The 18619-nt window shown below is 70.1% G+C and carries 15 protein-coding genes; 6 read left to right on the top strand and 9 right to left on the bottom strand.

Features of this window, described 5'->3' with window-relative positions; genetic code table 11:
• Positions 1-62 precede the first annotated feature (62 nt).
• Positions 63-4013 (top strand): NAD-glutamate dehydrogenase, encoded by a 3951-nt coding sequence (locus ACZ6WN_RS20295; RefSeq protein WP_465867090.1) that lies wholly within the window; start codon positions 63-65, stop codon positions 4011-4013.
• Here ACZ6WN_RS20295 and ACZ6WN_RS20290 read toward each other — a convergent pair.
• Together ACZ6WN_RS20290 and ACZ6WN_RS20285 are read right to left on the bottom strand one after the other, a co-directional pair.
• Entirely contained in the window at positions 3973-5961 is a 1989-nt protein-coding gene (locus ACZ6WN_RS20290) for an MSCRAMM family protein (RefSeq protein WP_465867089.1), read from the bottom strand. The two genes, ACZ6WN_RS20295 and ACZ6WN_RS20290, sit on opposite strands and share 41 nt — an antisense overlap.
• 138 nt (positions 5962-6099) lie before the next feature.
• Entirely contained in the window at positions 6100-7398 is a 1299-nt protein-coding gene (locus ACZ6WN_RS20285) for an MFS transporter (protein WP_465867088.1), read from the bottom strand.
• A gap of 82 nt (positions 7399-7480) precedes the next feature.
• Here ACZ6WN_RS20285 and ACZ6WN_RS20280 point away from each other — a divergent pair, with 82 nt between their 5' ends.
• The 3 genes from ACZ6WN_RS20280 to ACZ6WN_RS20270 all read left to right on the top strand — a co-directional run bounded on the left by ACZ6WN_RS20280 (position 7481) and on the right by ACZ6WN_RS20270 (position 10119).
• Positions 7481-8068, top strand: coding sequence for a helix-turn-helix domain-containing protein (locus ACZ6WN_RS20280; protein ID WP_465867086.1), 588 nt, complete (start codon positions 7481-7483; stop codon positions 8066-8068).
• A gap of 108 nt (positions 8069-8176) precedes the next feature.
• Positions 8177-9085 (top strand): HpcH/HpaI aldolase/citrate lyase family protein, encoded by a 909-nt coding sequence (locus ACZ6WN_RS20275; RefSeq protein WP_465867084.1) that lies wholly within the window; start codon positions 8177-8179, stop codon positions 9083-9085.
• Positions 9086-9198: 113 nt separating this feature from the next.
• Positions 9199-10119, top strand: coding sequence for a methylenetetrahydrofolate reductase (locus tag ACZ6WN_RS20270; protein WP_465867082.1), 921 nt, complete (start codon positions 9199-9201; stop codon positions 10117-10119).
• A gap of 102 nt (positions 10120-10221) precedes the next feature.
• Here ACZ6WN_RS20270 and ACZ6WN_RS20265 read toward each other — a convergent pair whose 3' ends face one another.
• The 7 genes from ACZ6WN_RS20265 to ku form a co-directional block, all read right to left on the bottom strand.
• On the bottom strand, positions 10222-11022 hold the full coding sequence (locus tag ACZ6WN_RS20265; protein WP_465867080.1) for a tryptophan 2,3-dioxygenase: 801 nt from the start codon (positions 11020-11022) through the stop codon (positions 10222-10224).
• Complete coding sequence (kynU, locus tag ACZ6WN_RS20260) at positions 11019-12275, bottom strand: kynureninase (protein WP_465867079.1); 1257 nt, start codon at positions 12273-12275, stop codon at positions 11019-11021. The genes ACZ6WN_RS20265 and kynU overlap by 4 nt, the downstream gene beginning before the upstream one ends.
• On the bottom strand, positions 12272-12913 hold the full coding sequence (kynB, locus tag ACZ6WN_RS20255) for an arylformamidase (protein WP_465867078.1): 642 nt from the start codon (positions 12911-12913) through the stop codon (positions 12272-12274). The genes kynU and kynB overlap by 4 nt, the downstream gene beginning before the upstream one ends.
• A 128-nt stretch (positions 12914-13041) precedes the next feature.
• On the bottom strand, positions 13042-13857 hold the full coding sequence (locus ACZ6WN_RS20250; RefSeq protein WP_465867076.1) for an alpha/beta fold hydrolase: 816 nt from the start codon (positions 13855-13857) through the stop codon (positions 13042-13044).
• Entirely contained in the window at positions 13854-15179 is a 1326-nt protein-coding gene (locus tag ACZ6WN_RS20245) for an RNA polymerase sigma factor (RefSeq protein WP_465867074.1), read from the bottom strand. The genes ACZ6WN_RS20250 and ACZ6WN_RS20245 overlap by 4 nt, the downstream gene beginning before the upstream one ends.
• A complete protein-coding gene (locus ACZ6WN_RS20240) occupies positions 15176-15535 on the bottom strand; it encodes a YciI family protein (protein ID WP_465867072.1) in 360 nt (119 codons plus the stop codon). The genes ACZ6WN_RS20245 and ACZ6WN_RS20240 overlap by 4 nt, the downstream gene beginning before the upstream one ends.
• A 188-nt stretch (positions 15536-15723) precedes the next feature.
• Complete coding sequence (gene ku, locus ACZ6WN_RS20235; RefSeq protein WP_357338884.1) at positions 15724-16566, bottom strand: non-homologous end joining protein Ku; 843 nt, start codon at positions 16564-16566, stop codon at positions 15724-15726.
• A 155-nt stretch (positions 16567-16721) separates the two neighbouring features.
• Here ku and ACZ6WN_RS20230 point away from each other — a divergent pair, with 155 nt between their 5' ends.
• Positions 16722-17690, top strand: a complete 969-nt coding sequence (locus ACZ6WN_RS20230; protein ID WP_465867070.1) for an ATP-dependent DNA ligase — start codon at positions 16722-16724, stop codon at positions 17688-17690.
• Positions 17690-18607: a non-homologous end-joining DNA ligase gene (gene ligD / locus ACZ6WN_RS20225; protein WP_465867068.1), complete on the top strand. Its 918-nt coding sequence runs from the start codon at positions 17690-17692 to the stop codon at positions 18605-18607. Before ACZ6WN_RS20230 ends, ligD begins: the two co-directional genes overlap by 1 nt.
• Positions 18608-18619 lie beyond the last annotated feature (12 nt).

Raw genomic sequence — 18619 nt, 5'->3', positions numbered from 1 at the left:
CATCGGCGATTCCTTCGGATGGGGCCGCCTATCCGGTGCCCTGCCGGGATACCGTGACAGGCGTGTCAACGGAGACGCATATCAAACCTGTCCAAGCTCAGCAGAACGTCCAGCAGAACCGCCTGCCGAGCACCACCTACTTCCGCCACGTAGCCCCCGAGGAGCTCACCGGCCGCAGCGAGGCTGATCTCGCCGGCGCGGTGGGATCGCATCTTGCGCTGGCGGCGAGCCGCCCGCAGGGCACCGCCGCCGTGCGCATCCTCACCCCGACCACCGCCGCAGACGGCTGGTCCGCCGGAGGCCGCAGCGTCGTCGAGATCGTCGTCGACGACATGCCCTACCTCGTGGACTCGGTCAAGACCGAGCTCTACCGCCGTGGCCTCGACGTCCACCTCGTCGTCCACCCCGTGATCGACGTCGCCCGTGACGTGACCGGTGCGCTCGAGGGGGTGAACGAAGGCGACATCCGCGAGTCGTGGATGCACATCGAGATCGACCGTCTCGCCCCCGACGCCGCCAAGGAGATCGTCGCGGGTCTGGAGGGAGTCCTCGAGGACGTACGCGAGGTCGTCGAGGACGAGCCGAGGCTGCACCGCCGGCTCGCGGAGATCGCGGCCGGCCTGCGCTACACCCCGCCCAACAGCGTGCCGCGCGAGGAGGCCGCCGAGGCCGCCGAGCTGCTGGCCTGGCTGGCCGAGGACCACTTCCTGCTGACCGGCTACCGCGAGTACCGCCTCGATGGCGACTACCTGCGCGGTCGCTCCGGCACCGGGCTGGGCATCCTGCGCGCCGACCCGCCGCAGGCCCCCGACCACGGCAAGATGCCGCCCAAGGTCGCCGCCCACGCCCGCGACAAGGTGATGCTCGTCCTGGCCAAGGCCAACTCCCGCTCGACCGTCGGGGAGCCCGCCTACCTCGACCACGTCGGCATCAAGATCTTCAACGGCGCCGGTGAGGTGATCGGCGAGCACCGTTTCCTCGGGCTCTTCACCACGAAGGCGGCCCGGGAGTCGGTGACCCGGATCCCGGTCGTACGCGGCAAGGTCGCCGCGGTCCTCGACCACACCGGCTACGACACCCGCAGCCACACCGGCAAGGCGATGCTCGACGCGATGGAGTCCTACCCGCGCGAGGAGCTCTTCCACGCCTCCACCGAGGAGCTGACCGCGCTCGCCGAGGCCGCGCTGGGATCGATCGAGCGTCGCATCCTGCGCGTGGCCGTCCGGCCCGACACGTACGGACGCTACGTCTCGGTGCTCGTCTCGCTCCCGCGTGACCGCTACAACACAACGGTCCGCGAGCGGTTCTCGAAGGTGCTTCTCGACGCGCTCGGCGGCACCGACCTGGAGTTCACCGTACGCATCAGCGAGTCGACCACCGCCCGGGTGCACTTCGTCGTCCATGGCACCACCGAGTCGCTGGGGAAGGCCCTGGACACCCCGGGGCTGGTCGACAGCCTCGAGTCGCGGCTGCGCAAGGCGGCCCGGAGCTGGCGCGACGACCTGGTCAGCGCGGTCATCGCCCACGCCGGCGAGGAGGGCGCGGCCCGCCTCTCGCACGTGCTGGACGCGTTCCCGGAGGCCTACAAGGAGGACTTCGACGCCGACACCGGCGCCGCCGACCTGACCCGGCTCGAGATGCTCTCGCACCAGGGCGAGGCGGTCGACTTCTCCTTCTACAAGGACCCGGAGAGCGCCGGCGGGTTCCGGATCAAGATCTACCGCACCGGTGGACCGCTGTCGCTGTCCCTGATGCTGCCGATCCTGTCCTCGTTCGGCTTCGAGGTCACCGACGAGCGGCCCTACGACCTCGAGGGCGTCGGTGCGTCGGGTTCGGAGGAGTGGTTCATCTACGACTTCGGCCTCGCCTACGCCGGCACCCCGGTGGGCACGCCCACCCAGCTGGTCGCCGCGCTGCACCAGGCCTGGTCCGGCCGCAGCGAGATCGACGGGCTGAACGCGCTCGTCCTCGAGGGGCTCGACCACGGTCAGGTCAGCATGCTGCGTGCCTACGCCCGCTACCTTCGCCAGGCCGGCACCCCGAACTCGTTCTTCTCGATCGGCAACGCGCTGTGCACCAACCCGGGCATCGCCCGGCAGATCGTGGAGCTGTTCGAGACCCGTTTCGACCCCTCGCTCACCACCCGTGACGAGACGAAGCGGGCCGAGGCGATCATCGAGGCTCTCGACGACGTGGCGAGCCTGGACCAGGACCGGATCCTGCGCAGCTACGTCACCGCGATCCTGGCGACGACCCGGACCAACTACTTCCGCGGGCGTGACTACCTGTCGTTCAAGTTCGACCCGCAGCAGCTGCCCGACCTGCCGCTGCCGCGGCCGGCGTACGAGATCTTCGTCTACTCGCCCGACGTCGAGGGCGTGCACCTGCGCTTCGACGCCGTGGCCCGTGGCGGGCTGCGGTGGAGCGACCGGCGCGACGACTTCCGCACCGAGGTGCTCGGGCTGGCGAAGGCGCAGCAGGTCAAGAACACCGTGATCGTGCCGGGTGGCGCGAAGGGCGGCTTCGTCCCCAAGGGGGTGGCCGGTTCGGACGCGTACGTCACCTTCCTGCGTGGCCTCCTCGACATCACCGACAACCGGGTGGACGGCGAGATCGTGCCGCCGGCCGACGTGGTGCGCCACGACGGCGACGACTCCTACCTCGTCGTCGCCGCCGACAAGGGCACCGCGACCTTCTCCGACCTGGCCAACTCGGTCGCGGCGGAGTACGACTTCTGGCTCGGCGACGCGTTCGCCTCCGGTGGTTCGGCGGGCTATGACCACAAGGCCATGGGCATCACCTCGCGGGGCGCCTGGGTCTCGGTGCAGCACCACTTCAAGCGGCTGGGCATCGACCCGCAGACCGACGAGATCACGGCGGTCGGCGTCGGGGACATGTCCGGTGACGTCTTCGGCAACGGCATGCTGCGCTCGGATCGCATCCGGCTCGTCGCCGCCTTCGACCACCGGCACATCTTCATCGACCCGACGCCCGACGCGGCGGTGGGTTTCCAGGAGCGGAAGCGGCTCTTCGAGATGCCCCGTTCGACCTGGGAGTCCTACGACACCTCACTGATCTCGGCGGGCGGCGGCGTCTGGTCGCGGCAGCTGAAGTGGGTGCCGATCAGCCCCGAGGTGCGGCAGGCGCTCGGTCTGGCGACCGACGTCAAGCGGCTCACCCCGCAGGAGCTGATCAGCGCGATCCTGCGCGCGCCGGTCGATCTGCTGTGGAACGGCGGGATCGGGACGTACGTCAAGGCGTCCAGCGAGACCGACGCCGATGCCGGTGACCACGCCAACGACGGGGTCCGGGTGGACGCCGCCGACCTGCGGGTGCGGGTCGTCGGTGAGGGCGGCAACCTGGGCATCACCCAGGCCGGCCGCGTCGAGTTCGCCCGCAAGGGTGGGCTGATCAACACCGACGCGATCGACAACTCCGCCGGCGTCGACACCTCCGACCACGAGGTCAACCTCAAGATCCTGCTGGCTCGGGAGGTGCGTGCGGGCTCGCTGACGCTGGCCGCGCGTGACGAGCTCCTCGAGGAGATGACCGACGAGGTCGCCGCGCTGGTGCTGGCCGACAACGAGGCCCACAACGAGACGCTGACCCGGGCGGTCGCCTCGGCTCCGCAGCTCCTGGAGGCTCACGAGCGCCAGATCTCGGAATGGGTCACGGCCGGCCTGCTCGACCGTGAGGTGGAGGGCCTGCCCTCCTCGGCCGAGGTTGCACGCCGTCTGGAGGCGGGGGAGGGTCTGACCGCCCCCGAGCTCGCCGTCGTGCTCGCCTGGACCAAGATCGAGCGCCGGCGCGAGCTGGTCGCCGAGGGCGTTCCCGACCCCGCCGCGGACCCGGAGATGAGGAAGCGCCTGGTGGCGTACTTCCCCACCCCGATCCGCGAGCGGTTCCCCGAGGCCATCCTGGATCACCCGCTGCGGTGGGAGATCTGGGCGACCTCGGTGGTCAACGAGGAGGTCAACCGCGAGTTCGGGACGCTCGACGCGCGGTCACGGTGAGCACGGTGCCGGCGAGCAGGAGCGAGACTCCGAGCGCGGCGAACACCCACGACGGTCCGCCGGTGTCGGGGAGCGAGCTCTGAGGTGAGATGTCCGTCGGCGGTCCCGGGTTCGGGGCCGTCGGCGGATTCTCGTCTCCGCCGGGCGTCGGCACGACGGTGGGCTCCGGCGTGGGCTCCGGTGTGGGCTCGGGCGTCGGAGTCGGCGTCGGCGTGGGAGTCGGCGTCGGAGTCGGTGTGGGCGTCGGGGTCGGGGTCGGAGAGGTGACCTCGTCGATCCGGAAGTCCTGCCCGCCGCGGATCTCGCCGGCCGAGGTGATCGTGACCGTACGCGAGGCCTCACCCACCACCTGCGTCCCGTCGGGCGCGGTGACCGTGATGGTGTAGTCGCCCGGCGGGAGGTCCTCGACGAAGTAGGCGCCCGCGTCGTCGGTGGTGGCGGTCACCGGACCGTCGGGCCCGTCGACGGTGATGGTCACGCCGGCGACCGGGTCGCCGGTGGAGGCGTCGGTGACCCGCCCGCCGATGGCGCCGGGGCGAGTGAGGTCGAAGTCGACCCCGGTCACGTCGCCGGTGGCCACGGTGACCGGCCGCGTGGTCGGGCCCGTGTAGCCCTCGGGCGCGTCGATCTCGGCGGTGTAGTCGCCGGGAGGTACGCCGTCGAACGTGTAGTTGCCGTCACCGTCGGTGACGGTGGTGATCGGGTCGCCGCCGTCGGCGGGGATCAGGCGCACCTGGACGCCGCCGAGACCGTCGCCGCCGCCGGTCACCGTGCCCGAGACACCGGCCAGCTGGTCCACCACGAAGTCCTGGTCGGTGACCGGAGTGTCGTCGACGGTGATGTCGGAGCGGGTCGTCCCGTCGGGGCCGGCGGTGTAGCCGTCGGGCACCGTCAGGGTCACCGAGTAGCCCGTGCCGGGCTCGTTGTCGTCGAAGAGATAGCCGCCCTCGGTGTCGGTGGTCGTGGTCGCGGTGGATCCGTCGGGCCGGGTGAGGGTCACGGTGGCGCCGGGCACCGGCGTACCGGCGCCGTCGCGTACGGTCCCGCTGATGGCCTGCGGGATCACCTGCCGGACCTCGAAGTCGGCCCGGGAGGCGGGGTCGTCGTCGTTGCCGCGGTTGCTGACGCTCGCCTCGGTCTGCCCGACGGTCGCGCACCCCTCGGGCCGGCTCAGCCGGACGGTGTAGCCGTCCTGGGTGGCGAGCTCGCCGAAGGAGTAGGTGCCGTCGGGGGCGGGGCTGGTGGTGGCCAGCGTCTCCCCGTAGGGCGAGACGAGGGTGAGCACCGAGCCCTCGACCGGGCACGACCCGGAGGTGGACACGTCGGTGACCGTGCCGCCGATCGGTCGCGCCCTGCTCACGAACCAGGTCTGGTAGACCGGGAACCCGGCCCGGCGGGTGAAGACGAAGCTCAGGCTGGTGAGCCGGATGTCCGGCTCGTACCAGCCGCTGGCGCCGTTGGTGTCGGTGGCCGTCGGGTTGCCCGTCAGCGTCGAGGTGACCGGGTTCCAGGTCGGCTGGTCGGCGCCGCCGGCGTAGTTGAACGAACCCTGGAACCACGAGGAGATCTCCGTCGCCGAAACGGCCTCGCCGTTCTCGTCGGTCGCCTGGATCTGGACCTGGTCGGAGTCGATGTCACCGAGCACGAACGCCCAGCCGGTGTCGGGCGTGGGGTTCTCGAAGGCGTACGTCGTGGTCGAGGCGCCGCTGGGGGTGTCGGCCTTCGGACGCAGGTTGATGTAGGCCGACCCGCGGCTCGAGCCGTACTTCGCACCCGGTGGCGTGCCGGCGTCGAGGAACGTGCTCGCGCCGCTCGGCAGGGCGACGTTGGCGCGGGAGTCGCTGGCCATCTGAGCCGCGGGGAAGCCCGCCGACCGCTGGGTCATCGTCGTGGAGTAGTCGTTGGACGTCCCCGAGACGGGCGCCCACTCGGCCCACGAGTCGGTCATTGCGTGAGCCGGTGCCGGCGACAGCACCGTGACGAACACTCCGGCCAGAAGTGCCAACGCCAGACAGGCCCGCTTGAACATGGGAGGGGATCCTTTGCTTCCGAGGAGCAAAACGTTGCGTTGGGGGACTTCAGAAGGTTATCCCTGCGGAACTGCATTTTTACGCTCTGAAGCGCGTGTGTGGCCGAGGTTGTCGCCGTTCGAGGGCGCCGACTGCCAGTCCGTGGGGCGCGGGATCGACCGCACCGACCGGGCGAGGGTCGGGATGAGGGCCGCTGCGGCGGTCAGCGCGGCGACCGCCAGAACCGCCACGGCGCCGTCGACGCCGGCGAGCAGGGCCCCGGCCAGTGCCGGCGCCAGCGGGATCGAGAGCATCGCGACGAACTGCGCGGCGGCCTGCACCCGCCCGATCAGCTCCGGTGGGGTGGTCGCCATCCGATAGGCGGCGATGCCGGCGTTGCCCGCCGGGTTCAGGAAGAGCCCGACCGAGGCGGCCAGAGCCATGACCGCAGGGTGGGTCCAGAACGCCAGCGGGATCGAGAGCGGCACGAAGCTCCAGGCGACGAGGATCGTCAGCCACCCGGTCGGCAGCCGGTCGATCAGCCAGGGCGCGGCCAGGGCCCCGAGGATCCCGCAGGCACCGATGGCCGCCTCCGCCAGCCCGATCTGCCAGGCAGGGAAGCCTGCCTCGACCAGCCGCAGCAGCGCGAGGAAGAAGAGCGCGTTGATGGTGAGGTTGATGGCGGGACTGAAGAGGAGCAGCGTACGCAGGAACGGCTGCCGCCAGCTGTAGCTCAGCCCCGCCAGCAGGTCGGCCAGAGGCTTCCGGGCCTCCGGTGTCGTCGTCAGCGGCGCCGAGAGGTCGGCGCGGACACGTGCGAGCAGCAACCAGCCGGCTGCGTACGCGATCGCGTTCCCGGCGAAGGGCGCCCATCGGGAGATGCCGAGAAGTACGCCGCCCAGCGGTCCGCCGAGCAGGCCGGCGATGTGCTGGCGGGCCTGCTGCTGGGAGAGCGCCGTGGGCAGGTCCTCGGCCGGGACCACCGATCGGATCGCCGAGTTCTCGGCGGGCACGAAGAGTCCGTTGAGCGCGCCGGTGAGCAGGGCGACGAGGAGCAGGTGGGGGAGGGTGAGTGAGCCGAGCAGGCCGGCGATCGCGAGGGAGGCGTACAGCATTGCGCCTGAGCCGTGGGCGAGCCGCATGATCCGCAGCCGATGACGGCGGTCGGCGATCACCCCCGCGGGGAGCAGCATGCCGACCATGCCGACGAGGTGGGCCGCCTCGGCCGTGGCCGCCCAGAAGGCCGACCCGGTCATCGCATAGGCGACCAAGGGCATCGCGAAGAGGCTCACCCGGGTCCCGAGCTCGGCGACGGTGGCACCGACCCACAGCGCGGTGAAGTCGTGGTTGCGGGCGAGAGCGCGATAGGAGGGCATATCCGCACCGTATGATGCGCAACATATATTGCGCAATAGTTCTTGCGCACCAAATGGTGCGAGATTCGACTAGGGTGGCGCCATGGCCACCTACGACGACCCGCGGATCCTGCGGGCGATCGCCCACCCGACGCGCAACCGGGTGCTGCACGAGCTGTCCGCGGCCGGCTCCCTCCGCGCCGCCGACATCGCCAAGCGCACCGGCATCCCGGCCAACCAGGCCAGCTTCCACCTGCGCCAGCTCGCGAAGTACGGCCTGGTGGAGGTCGCGCCCGATGCCGGTCGCGACAAGCGCGACCGTGTCTGGAAGCTCGTCGACGACGACATCACCCTCAGCCCCAGGGAGATCGTCGAACAGCCCGGGGGCGAGGCCGCCTACACCGTGTTCCAGCGCAGCTCCGTCGCCTGGGGCCATCACCTGGTCGACCAGGCGTTCCAGCTCGCCGCGCCGGACGATCCGGCCAAGCGGATCGTCTCGGAGACGTCATTGCGGCTGTCCAAGGACGATGCCGAGCAGCTGCAGCGCGACCTGAACGAGGTCGTCGCCCGCTACCGGGAGGCCGGTCGTCGGTCCGGCGGCGACCTGGACCTCTACTCGGTCTACCAGCTCATCCAGCCGATGCCGGACCTGGCCGGCGAGCACGACCCGGTCGAGCCCGATGTGGGTTAGGTCTCAACACCCGCGGCCCGCTGCCTCCCTACTCGCGAGTCACCGGCGCGTTGGTTTACCGTCCAAATCGCGCCCAGCCCAGGACGCCAGTAGGGAGATACGCGAACGATGAGCACAACCCAGATCGCCGAGAAGCGCGAGGCGCGCGAAGCCAACCGAGTCGAGGGTCACAACGCCAGGTCCTGGCTGCTGGTCTCCGCGATGCGTACCGAGATCTTCGACGACGCGCAGCTGAGCCGAGCCGACCAGATCATCCTCGACATGGAGGACGCGATCGACACCTCCCTCAAGTCGCAGGCGCGCGAGAACGTGACCAGCTGGCTCAAGGGTGGCGGACGTGCCTGGGTACGCATCAACGACTGGACCACCGAGGACTGGAGCGAGGACATCGCGGCGCTGGCCGGGATCGAGACGCTCGCCGGTGTGATGCTCGCCAAGACCGAGTCGCCCGACCAGGTGACCGACACGTTCCAGCGACTGGGCGGCAAGACCCCGGTGATCCCGCTGCTCGAGTCGGCGCTGGGGATCGAGGACGCTGCGACGATCGCCCGGGCCCGCGGCGCCTACCGGCTCGCCTTCGGCTCCGGCGACTACCGCCGCGACACGGGTGCGGAGAACGACCCGCTCGCGATGGCCTACCCGCGCACCAAGCTCGTGCTCGCCTCGCGGATCGGCAACCTGTCCGGTCCGATCGACGGCCCGACGGTGGGCAGCAGCCACCCGCTGCTGCGTGAGCAGTCGGCCGACGGTGTCGCGATGGGTATGACCGGCAAGCTCTGCCTCGACATCGAGCAGCCCTCGGTGATCAACGAGTCGTTCAGCCCGTCCCCGTCCGACGTGACCTGGGCCTACGAGTTCCTCCACAAGTTCGAGGAGGGCGGCCGCGTGATCCGCGACGGCAGCGACAAGCCGCGCCTGGCTCGCGCCGAGACGATCAAGCGCCGTGCCGAGCTGTTCAAGATCAAGCCGGACACCGAGGCGTACGACGCCCCGGGCTCCGGCCCGAGCGTCTACTGACCCGACACCGAGTCGGCTCGTCATGACGAGCCGACTCGGCTGCGATCCTGATCACTCGGCGCCCCGATGGGACAGGTGCGCCGAGCGGGCGTGGCTCGGCTAGCGTTGATGTCGTGGATCTGCAGCAGCGCATCAATGACCGTGCCGGTGAGATTCTTCTGTTCGCCGTCACCCCGCCGAGGGTGACGACGGCGCCCGAGAGGGTGCAGCAGATCGCGGAGATCACGCTCGAGCGGATCCGGCCCCTCGAGGTCGACGGGCTGATCCTCTACGACATCGACGACGAGTCCGACCGCAACCCCGAGGAGCGGCCGTTCCCGTTCGTACGCACCCTCGACCCCGCCGAGTTCCTCGAGCGCAACCTCACCGGCCTCGACGTACCGGCCGTGGTCTACCGGGCCACCGGGAAGTACGACGAGCCCGCGCTGCGCGACTGGGTCAAGACCCAGGACCCGGCCAAGGCGCTGTCGGTCTTCGTGGGGGCCTCCTCGGGCGAGAAGCGGGTCGCCACCAGCCTGCGTCGCGCCCAGCAGATCCGCAACGAGGCCAACCCCGACCTGCTCCTGGGCGCCGTCGCGATCCCCGAGCGACACACGGCCAAGGGCGACGAGCACCTCCGGCTGATCGCCAAGCAGGAGGCGGGCTGCTCCTACTTCGTCACCCAGGTCGTCTACGACGTCAACGCCGCCAAGAACCTCGTCTCCGACTACCGCTACGAGTGCGAGTCCCGCGGCCTCCAGCCGGTACCGATCGTGTTCACGTTCTCCGTCTGCGGCTCGATGAGGACCCTCGAGTTCCTCCGCTGGCTCGGCGTCGACGTCCCGCGCTGGATCGAGAACGAGCTGCGCCATGCCACCGACACCCTCGACGCCTCGCTCGAGCAGGCCGAGGCGACGGCGATCGAGCTGATGTCCTTCTGCCGCCAGCTCGGCGTACCGTTCGGCATCAACATCGAGTCCGTCTCGATCCGCAAGGTCGAGATCGAGGCCTCCGTACGTCTCGCCGAACGGCTTCGGGGGAAGCTCGAGCGCTGAGTCGGCCGGGATGTTCGTCTAGGTATGCAGCCGAACCGTCACTTCCCGTGCGGAGTTCCGCCAGGGATGTGACGGTTGCCCTGCATACCTAGACGAACAGACTCACAGCCCCGTACGCATCGCCCACAGCTCGGGGAACAGGATGATGTCGAGCTGCTTGCGCAGGTAGGAGACCCCGGAGGTGCCGCCGGTGCCGGGCTTGAACCCGATGATCCGCTCCACCGTGGTCACGTGCCGGAACCGCCAGACCCGGAAGGCGGTCTCCAGGTCGGTGAGCTCCTCGCCGAGCTCGTAGAGGTCCCAGTGCTTCTCGGGGTCGCGGTAGACCTCGCCCCAGGCGGCCTCGACAGCGTCGGAGGCTGCGTACTCCTGCTTCCAGTCCCGGTCGAGATGGTCGGCCGGGATGTCGAAGCCACGCCGGGCCAGCAGCCGCAGCGACTCGTCGTAGAGCGAGGGCCGACCGTACGCAGCCAGCACATCCTGCTCGTGCGGCCGTCCCTGGTGGACGCGGACGGTGTAGGCGGCCTTGTTGCCGAGCGCGAACTCGATGCAGCGGTACTGCCACGACTGGAACCCCGAGCCGGTGGCCAGGTAGGGGCGGAACTTGTCGTACTCGGTCGGGGTCAGCGTCGAGAGGACGTCCCAGGCGTGCACGAGCTGCTCCATGATCCGCGAGACCCGGGCCAGCCCCTTGAACGCCGGACGCACCTCGTCGACCGAGATCAGCCGCTGCGCCTCGACGAGCTCGTGCAGCGCCAGCCGCATCCACAGCTCCATCGCCTGGTGCTGGACGATGAAGAGCATCTCGTTGTGGTCGCCCGAGAGCGGGTGCTGGGCGCCGAGCACCTCCGGCAGGTGGAGGTAGTCGGAGTAGTCCATCGGAAGGTCCTGCGTGCTGCTCATGTCACTGCTCCTCGGGTCCAGAAGCGCTCCGCGCGCCATTCGTCGTTGTCCATCACCGAGACCAGGTGGTCGACGGCGTCCCAGACGTCGACGTAGCGGGTGTAGAGCGGGGTGACGCCGAAGCGCAGGATGTCCGGCGATCCTGCGCGGAAGTCGCCGACCACACCGCGTTCGATGAGCGCCTGCACGATCGCGTACGCCCCGTCGTCGGCGATGCTCAGCGACAGCTGGCTCCCTCGTCGCGCGTCGTCGAGCGGGGACTCGATCGTGAACCCGGGAAGCCGGGAGGTGACCAGGTCGGCGAAGAGCCGGGTCAGCGCCAGCGACTTCTCCCGCAGAGCCGGCAACCCGCCGTGGGGCTCGGCGGCGAGCAGCGTGTCGACGCCGCACTCCAGCGCGGAGATGCCGATGACGGCGGGAGTGCCGGACAGGTAGCGCGAGACTCCCTCCGCCGGCCGATAGCCCGGCGACATCTCGAACGGCGCCGCGTGCCCCATCCAGCCCGACAGCGGCTGCTCGAAGCGGTCGACGTGGCGCGGGTTGACCCACAGGAACGCCGGCGAGCCGGGCCCGCCGTTGAGGAACTTGTAGCCGCAGCCGATCGCGAAGTCGGCGTCGGCGCCCCGAAGGTCGACCGGCACCGCGCCCGCCGAGTGGCACAGGTCCCAGACGGTGAGCACGCCGTGCTCGTGCGCGAGCGCGGTCACCGCAGCCATCGAGTGCAGGTAGCCGGTGCGGTAGTTGACCTCGGTCAGCATCAGCACCGCGGTCCGGTCGAGCAGCCCCTCGATCTCGTCGGGGGAGTCGATCAGCACCAGCTCGTAGCCGCGGTCGCGGCACAGCGAGGAGGCGATGTAGAGGTCGGTCGGGAAGTTGCTGCGCTCGCTGACCACGATCGTGCGATCGGGGGATTCGGCAGCGGCGATCGAGAGCGCCGAGGCGAGCACCTTGTAGACGTTGAGCGAGGTCGAGTCGGCGACCACGACCTCGCCCTGACCTGCGCCGACGAGCCGAGCGATCTTGTCGCCGACGCGCTGGGGCAGGGTGATCCAGGAGGCGGTGTTCCAGGACTCGATCAGCCCCTGCCCCCACTCTTGGGTGACCACCTCGGCCACCCGTGCGGCGGTCGCGCGGGGGAGCGCCCCGAGCGAGTTGCCGTCGAGGTAGATCGTCCCCTGGGGCAGCTCGAAGAGATCCCGCAGCGGGGCCAGCGGGTCGGTCCGGTCGAGAGCGACGGCGTCGTCGCGGTTCATGCGTTGATCTCCTTGAGGGGCCTGAGCACGGCCCGTACCGGGGCGGCGTCGGCGGTGGTGAGCTTGAGGGGGAGCGCGATCAGCTCGTAGTCGCCCGCGGGCACCTCGTCGAGCAGCAGGTTCTCCAGGATGCGTACGTCATGACGGTGGGTCGCGAAGTGCGCCGGCAGATCCTTCGACGTGGCCGGGTCCAGGCTGGCCGCGTCGGTTCCGACCAGCCGGACCCCGTTCGAGGCCAGGAGCTCGATCAGCTCAGGGTCGATGGCACAGAAGTCGTCGTCCCAGGTCGCCGGCTGGGTGGCGTACGTCCGGAACAGCACGCGCGGCGGCAGGTCGGTGACATCGATGTGGCCGAGGTGATCGACGGTGACCAGCGGGCGCACCCCGGAGACGTCGATCACCCGGCACGGGCCGAGGAACGGCTCGAGCGACATCTCACCCGCGGTCGCCCCGGCCTCGGCGAAGTGCAGCGGCGCGTCCGCATGCGCCCCGACGTGCGCCGAGACCGAGATCTCGGCGACGTTGACCGGGCAGCCGGGGCCGATCCGGAACGTCCAGCCGACCTCGGTCGCGTGGTCGCCGGGGAAGACCGGCGAGTCCGCGTGAACGGGTGGTGAGATGTCCCACAGTTGCGCCATGCTCCGCAGCCTAGATGACCCGATTTCCCGTCGAGTCGGCGCGTCTTGACAGGACATCCCGTCGAGTCGGCGCATCGTGACCGATCATCCCGCCGAGTCGGCGCGTCATGACGAGCCGACTCGACGTTTCAGTCGGTGAAGAACTCCGCCGCCACCGGAGCCAGGGCCGACGCCTTGACCATGTGGTTCTGCCCGTCGAGGACGACGTAGCGGCCGTCCGGCACCGCCTTGGCGATGGCCTGCTGGGCGTTGGTCATGTAGGTCGGGCTCTTGCTGCCCGCCACCGACAGCACGGGCACCGACACGTTCTTGAAGTAGCCGCCCGGCAGCGGCACGCCCTGCTGGAACGGCACGCACATCCCCAGGTCGTAGACCAGCGTGTGCGCGATCGGAGTGAGCTTCTTGAAGGCCGGGGTCAGCCGCATGATCTTGACCGCGACCAGCGGCATCCCGACGGTGCGCATGAAGAGCTCGACCGCGGCGGCCCGCTTGCCCTTCTCCACCAGCTTCTCGACCTGCTGCGCGAGGTCGGCGTCGTTGGGCCGGTGGGAGTCGTCGAGGATGAGCGGAGCCTCGTAGGCCACGATCTTGTCGATCGACAGCCCGGCCCGCGCGGCCTCCAGGGCGAGGAACGCACCCGAGCTCTGACCCAGCAGGTGGGCGTGCCCGCCGGCGGCCTCGATCACCGCTCCCAGGTCGGCGACCTCCTGCTCGACCGCCTCCATGGTGCCGGCGGCAGCGGGTTTGGCGATGTTGCTCTCGCCACGGCCGCGGCGGTCGTAGCGGTAGACGGTGAAGCGGTCCGAGAGCGCGGCGGCGAGCTCCTTCGACGGCCCGAAGTCGCGGTAGCACATCGCGCCGTCGACCAGGACGAGCGCCGGGCCGGTGCCGGTGACGTCGTAGGCGATCGTGGTGCCGTCGGCGGAGGTGGTGGTTGTGGTCATGATGGGTGCTCCTCGAAAGACTCGGTTGATACTGGCGCGTCGGACGAGACCTCGTCGCTTCGACACGCGGCCGCACGTCTTTCCAGAAGCTCTCGTTCCCCGTCGTTGCCGGTCAGCGAGGCCGCCTCGTCGAAAGCCTCCGCCGCCTCGAGGTGCCGCCCGGCACGCTCCAGCAGGTCCCCGCGTACGCCGGCAGGCAGATGCGACCCCGCGAGCGCTCCCTCGGGGAGGGCCGCCAGGATCGACAGCCCGGCGTCGGGACCGAAGGCACGTCCGTGCGCCACCGCACGGTTGACCTCGATGACCGCGCCCGGGGCCCCCGTGGCGAGCAGGTCGTAGAGGCGTGCGATCTCCGCCCAGTCGGTCTCCTCGGCCCGCCGGGCCCGGCCGTGACAGGCGGCGATCATCGCCTGCACCAGATAGCTCCCGCCGGGGGTGCCGGAGGAGGCGAGCGCCGTCGCCCGGTCGACCGCGGCCAGCCCACGTCGCAGCAGCAGCTGGTCCCAGCGGGTCCGGTCCTGGTCCTCGAGCAGCACCGGGTGCCCGTCCGCGTCGGCCCGGGCCGCCAGCCGCGAGCCCTGGATCTCCAGCAGCCCCTGCAGCGCCTGGGCCTCCGGGTCGCCGGGGGCCAGCGCGGCCAGCATCCGGGCCAGCCGCATCGCCTCCAGGCACAGCTCGGGCCGGGTCCACGACGGTCCCGACGTCGCCGCATAGCCCTCGTTGAAGACCAGGTAGATCGTCTGCATCACCTCGCGCAGGCGAGCCGCCCGCTCCTCGCCGGTCGGCAGTTCGAAGGAGGCCCCCACCTCCGCGAGGGTGCGCTTGGCCCGGGATATCCGCTGCCCGACAGCCGACTCCTTGGCGAAGTAGGCCCGGGCGATCTCCGCGGTCGTCAGCCCACCGACGAGCCGCAGCGTCAGCACCGTGCGGGAGTCGGGCGCCAGGACCGGGTGACAGGAGAGGAACATCAGCCGCAGCACGTCGTCCTCGATAGGTCTGAACGCAGTGGCCTCGACCTCGGCAGCCAGGTCAGGCATCTCACCCTCCTCCAGTTCGTGGCCCAGCAGGGCGACCTTGCGGCGCAGCACCTCGTCACGGCGGAACCCGTCGATCGCGCGCCGCTTCGCGATCGACATCAGCCATGCCCCGGGGTTGCGAGGGATACCCTCGCGCGGCCACTGCTCCAGGGCCGCGACGAGGGCATCTTGAGCGAGGTCCTCGGCCAGGTCGAGGTCGTGCGTCATCCGCGCCAGACCGGCGAGGAGACGTACGGACTCGTTGCGCCAGACCGCGACGATCGCGTCTTCGGTGGGCGAGCTCATTCAGCCGGGGTCGGCGGACCGAACAGCGGCCGCATCTCCACGGCCACGTCCTGGCCGGGCCAGAGCTCCTCGTGGAGCTGGATCATCCGGCGGCCGAGCTCGATCGCCTCGTCCTGCGAGCGGACCTCGAAGAGCGAGAACCCGCCCGCGACCTCCTTGGCCTCGGCGAAGGGCCCGTCGACGTGGGTGACCTCGCCGGCGGTCAGCCGGATCTCCACCGCGGGACCGAGCCCGTCGGCGTCGAGCAGGATGCCGTCGGCGTACTGCTGCTTGATCTCGGACTCCACCGCCTCGATCAGCGCGGCCGGGGGCGGCCCGGCGTTCGGGTCCATCTTCACGAACATCATGTAGCGCATCGCGTCTCTCCTCTGAGGTGCTGTCGCGCCGCCTGGTGCAGCGCGCTCACACGTACGCGTCGCACTGATCCTGCCGGTTTCGACATCACCCGGCCAGAAACTTTTCCGGAAGACCGCTGAACCCACGCCGAGTCGGCTCGTCATAACGAGCCGACTCGGCGTCCGAAGCGCCGTCGGCCAGCTACTCCCTAGGACGCCTTCGACTTCTTCGTCTTCTTCTCCTCGGCCTCCTCGGGGACCTCCTCGCCGCGCGACTTCTTGGCCGCGGCGACCGAGCGCTGCAGGGCGGCGAGCAGGTCGACGACCTCGCCGGAGGTCTTGGTGGAGGTGGGGGTCCGCTCGACCTCGCCACCCTCGATCTTGGCCTTCACCATCTCCTCGACGGCACTGGCGTAGTCGTCGGAGAACTCCTCGGGGTGGAAGTCGCCCGCGAGCGTCTCGACGAGCATGTTGGCCATCTTGATCTCGGAGTCCTTGATCTCGCCGGCCTCGACCTTGAAGTCGGGCACCCGGATCTCGTCGGGCCACATCATCGTCTGCAGCACGATCACGTCACCGTTGTCGGTCGGCCGCACCCGCAGCGCCGCGATCGTGGTGCGCTGGCGCAGCGCGACGGTCACCAGTGCGACCCGGTCGGCGTCGAGCAGGGCCTGGCGCAGCAGCGCGTACGGCTTGACCCCGGTGTTCTCCGGCTCCAGGTAGTAGCTCTTCTCGAAGAGCATCGGGTCGATCTGGTCGCTCGGCACGAACTTCTCCACCGCGATCTCGCGGGAGGAGGTGGTCGGCAGGTTGGCGAAGTCGTCGTCGGTGAGCACGACCATCTCGCCGTCCTCGGTCTCATAGCCCTTCGCGATCTCGGAGTAGGGCACCTCCTCGCCGTCGATCGAGCAGATCCGCTGGTAGCGGATCCGGCCCCCGTCGGCCTGGTGCACCTGACGGAACGAGACGTCGTGCGACTCCGTCGCCGAGTAGAGCTTCACAGGCACGCTGACCAGCCCGAACGAGACCGCGCCCTTCCAGATCGCACGCATCGTGAATCCCCTCATCAAAATGGCATCTGATAAGCCAGTATCTGCCGGTATCCGAATTTGGGGAAGATCATTCCCCCGCACGACCTCGATGAGACGGCGGCGCGATCGGGCCGGATCTGCGCGGCGTGAGGCCTCCGCCGGGGCAAGATGGAGGCATGCGTCCCATGCTGGCCACCCCCGGCGCCCACGTGCCACCGGGGGAGGAGTGGGTGCACGAGGTCAAGTGGGACGGGATCCGGCTCGTCGGAGAGTCCGAGCCAGGACGTACGCAGACCCGGCTCGCCACGCGCAACGGCAACGACGCCACCCCGGCCTGGCCTGAGATCGCGACGGGCCCGGAACGCGACATCGTCGTGGACGGCGAGGTGATCGCGCTCAACGACGCCGGGCTGCCCGACTTCCGGGTGCTCATGGACCGGATGCACAACCGCGACGCCCGCCGGGCGGCACGGTTCGCGGAGCGGATCCCGGCGACGTACATGGTCTTCGATCTCCTCCGTCTCGACGGCCGGCTGCTCATCGAGGAGCCGTGGACCGCGCGCCGCCAGCTCCTCGAGGACCTCTTCGAGAGCGGGGAGCTGTCGAGCTGGCAGGTGCCGCCGACGTACGACGACGGCCGGATGCTCCACGAGGTGACGCGGGCGCAGGGGCTGGAGGGGATCGTGTCCAAGCGGCGGAGCAGCCGCTACCGGCCCGGCGAACGCAGCAAGGACTGGGTGAAGCTGGCCCACCGCTACCGGGCCTCCCTGGTGGTCGGCGGCTGGCGGCCCGAGGTGGGCACCGAGGGCGGCACCGAACGTCTCGGCGCCCTGCTCGTCGGGCAGCCGACGCCCGAGGGTCTGATCTACCGCGGGCGGGTCGGCAGCGGCATCACCGGCAAGCGCGCCCAGCGGCTCGGGGAGCTGCTCCGCGAGACCGGCCACAGCCCCTTCGCCGGCCCCGACGTCGACCCCGACGGCGGAGTGCCGTCGATCGACGCCCGGGGCACCCACTGGGTCGAGCCGCTCCTCGTCGTCGAGGTGGAGACCCACGGCAGCGCCGTCGCGGCGTCGAGCTACAAGGGCCGGCTGCGGCAGCCGAGCTTCATCGGGATCAGGGACGACGTCTCACCGGAGGATCTGTGATGGTCGAACGAGAAGAGGTACGCGTCGAGGTCGACGGGCGCGTCCTGACCCTGACCAGTCTCAGCAAGGTGCTCTATCCACGCACCGGCATGACGAAGGGGGAGGTGCTCAACTACTACGCCCAGGTCGCCTCGGCGCTCCTTCCCCAGCTCGCGGACCGTGCGGTGACGAGGATCCGTTGGCCGCACGGCGTCGGCGACATGTCGTTCTTTGAGAAGAACGCCCCGGCCGGCACCCCGAGCTGGGTCCGCACCGTCACCGTCCCGACAACGGGTTCGCGAACCGCCGACCACAAAGAGGGAACACTCACCTTTCCGATCCTCGACAGCCTCGCCGCTCTCACCTGGGCCGCGAACCTCTCCGCGCTGGAGCTGCACGTCCACCAGTGGACGGTCGGCGCCGACGGCACTCCGGCCGGGGCCGACCGGATCGTGATCGACCTCGACCCGGGCGAGCCGGCCGGTCTGCAGGAGTGCTGCGAGGTGGCGCTGCTCGTGCGCGAGGCGCTCGGCGCCCGAGATCTCTCCGCGACCCCGGTGCTGAGCGGAAGCAAGGGCCTGCACCTGTACGCCGCCCTGCCGGAGCCCGTCGAGCCGGACGTCGCCACGGCGCTGGCCAAGGAGGTCGCCGAGGAGCTCCAGAAGGCCCACCCGCGCAAGGTCACCGCGACGATGACCAAAAGTCGCAGGTCAGGCAAGGTTTTCCTGGACTGGTCGCAGAACTCGGGGTCGAAGACGACGATCTGCCCGTACTCGCTGCGGGGCAAGGAGATCCCGACGGTCGCGGCCCCGGTCACCTGGGACGAGGTCACCGAAGGGGCCGAGGATCCGCTCGGCATCGATCAGCTGGGACCTAACAATGTGATCACGCGCTTATCTGAAAGGGGGGATCTCTTCACAAGCCCTACGGGGCTGTAACTATTGTTCTCT

It is taken from the genome of Nocardioides sp. NPDC054178, assembly GCF_055585005.1.
Note: the sequence above shows the minus strand (reverse complement) of the source record. Positions and strands in the feature narration are given on the sequence as shown.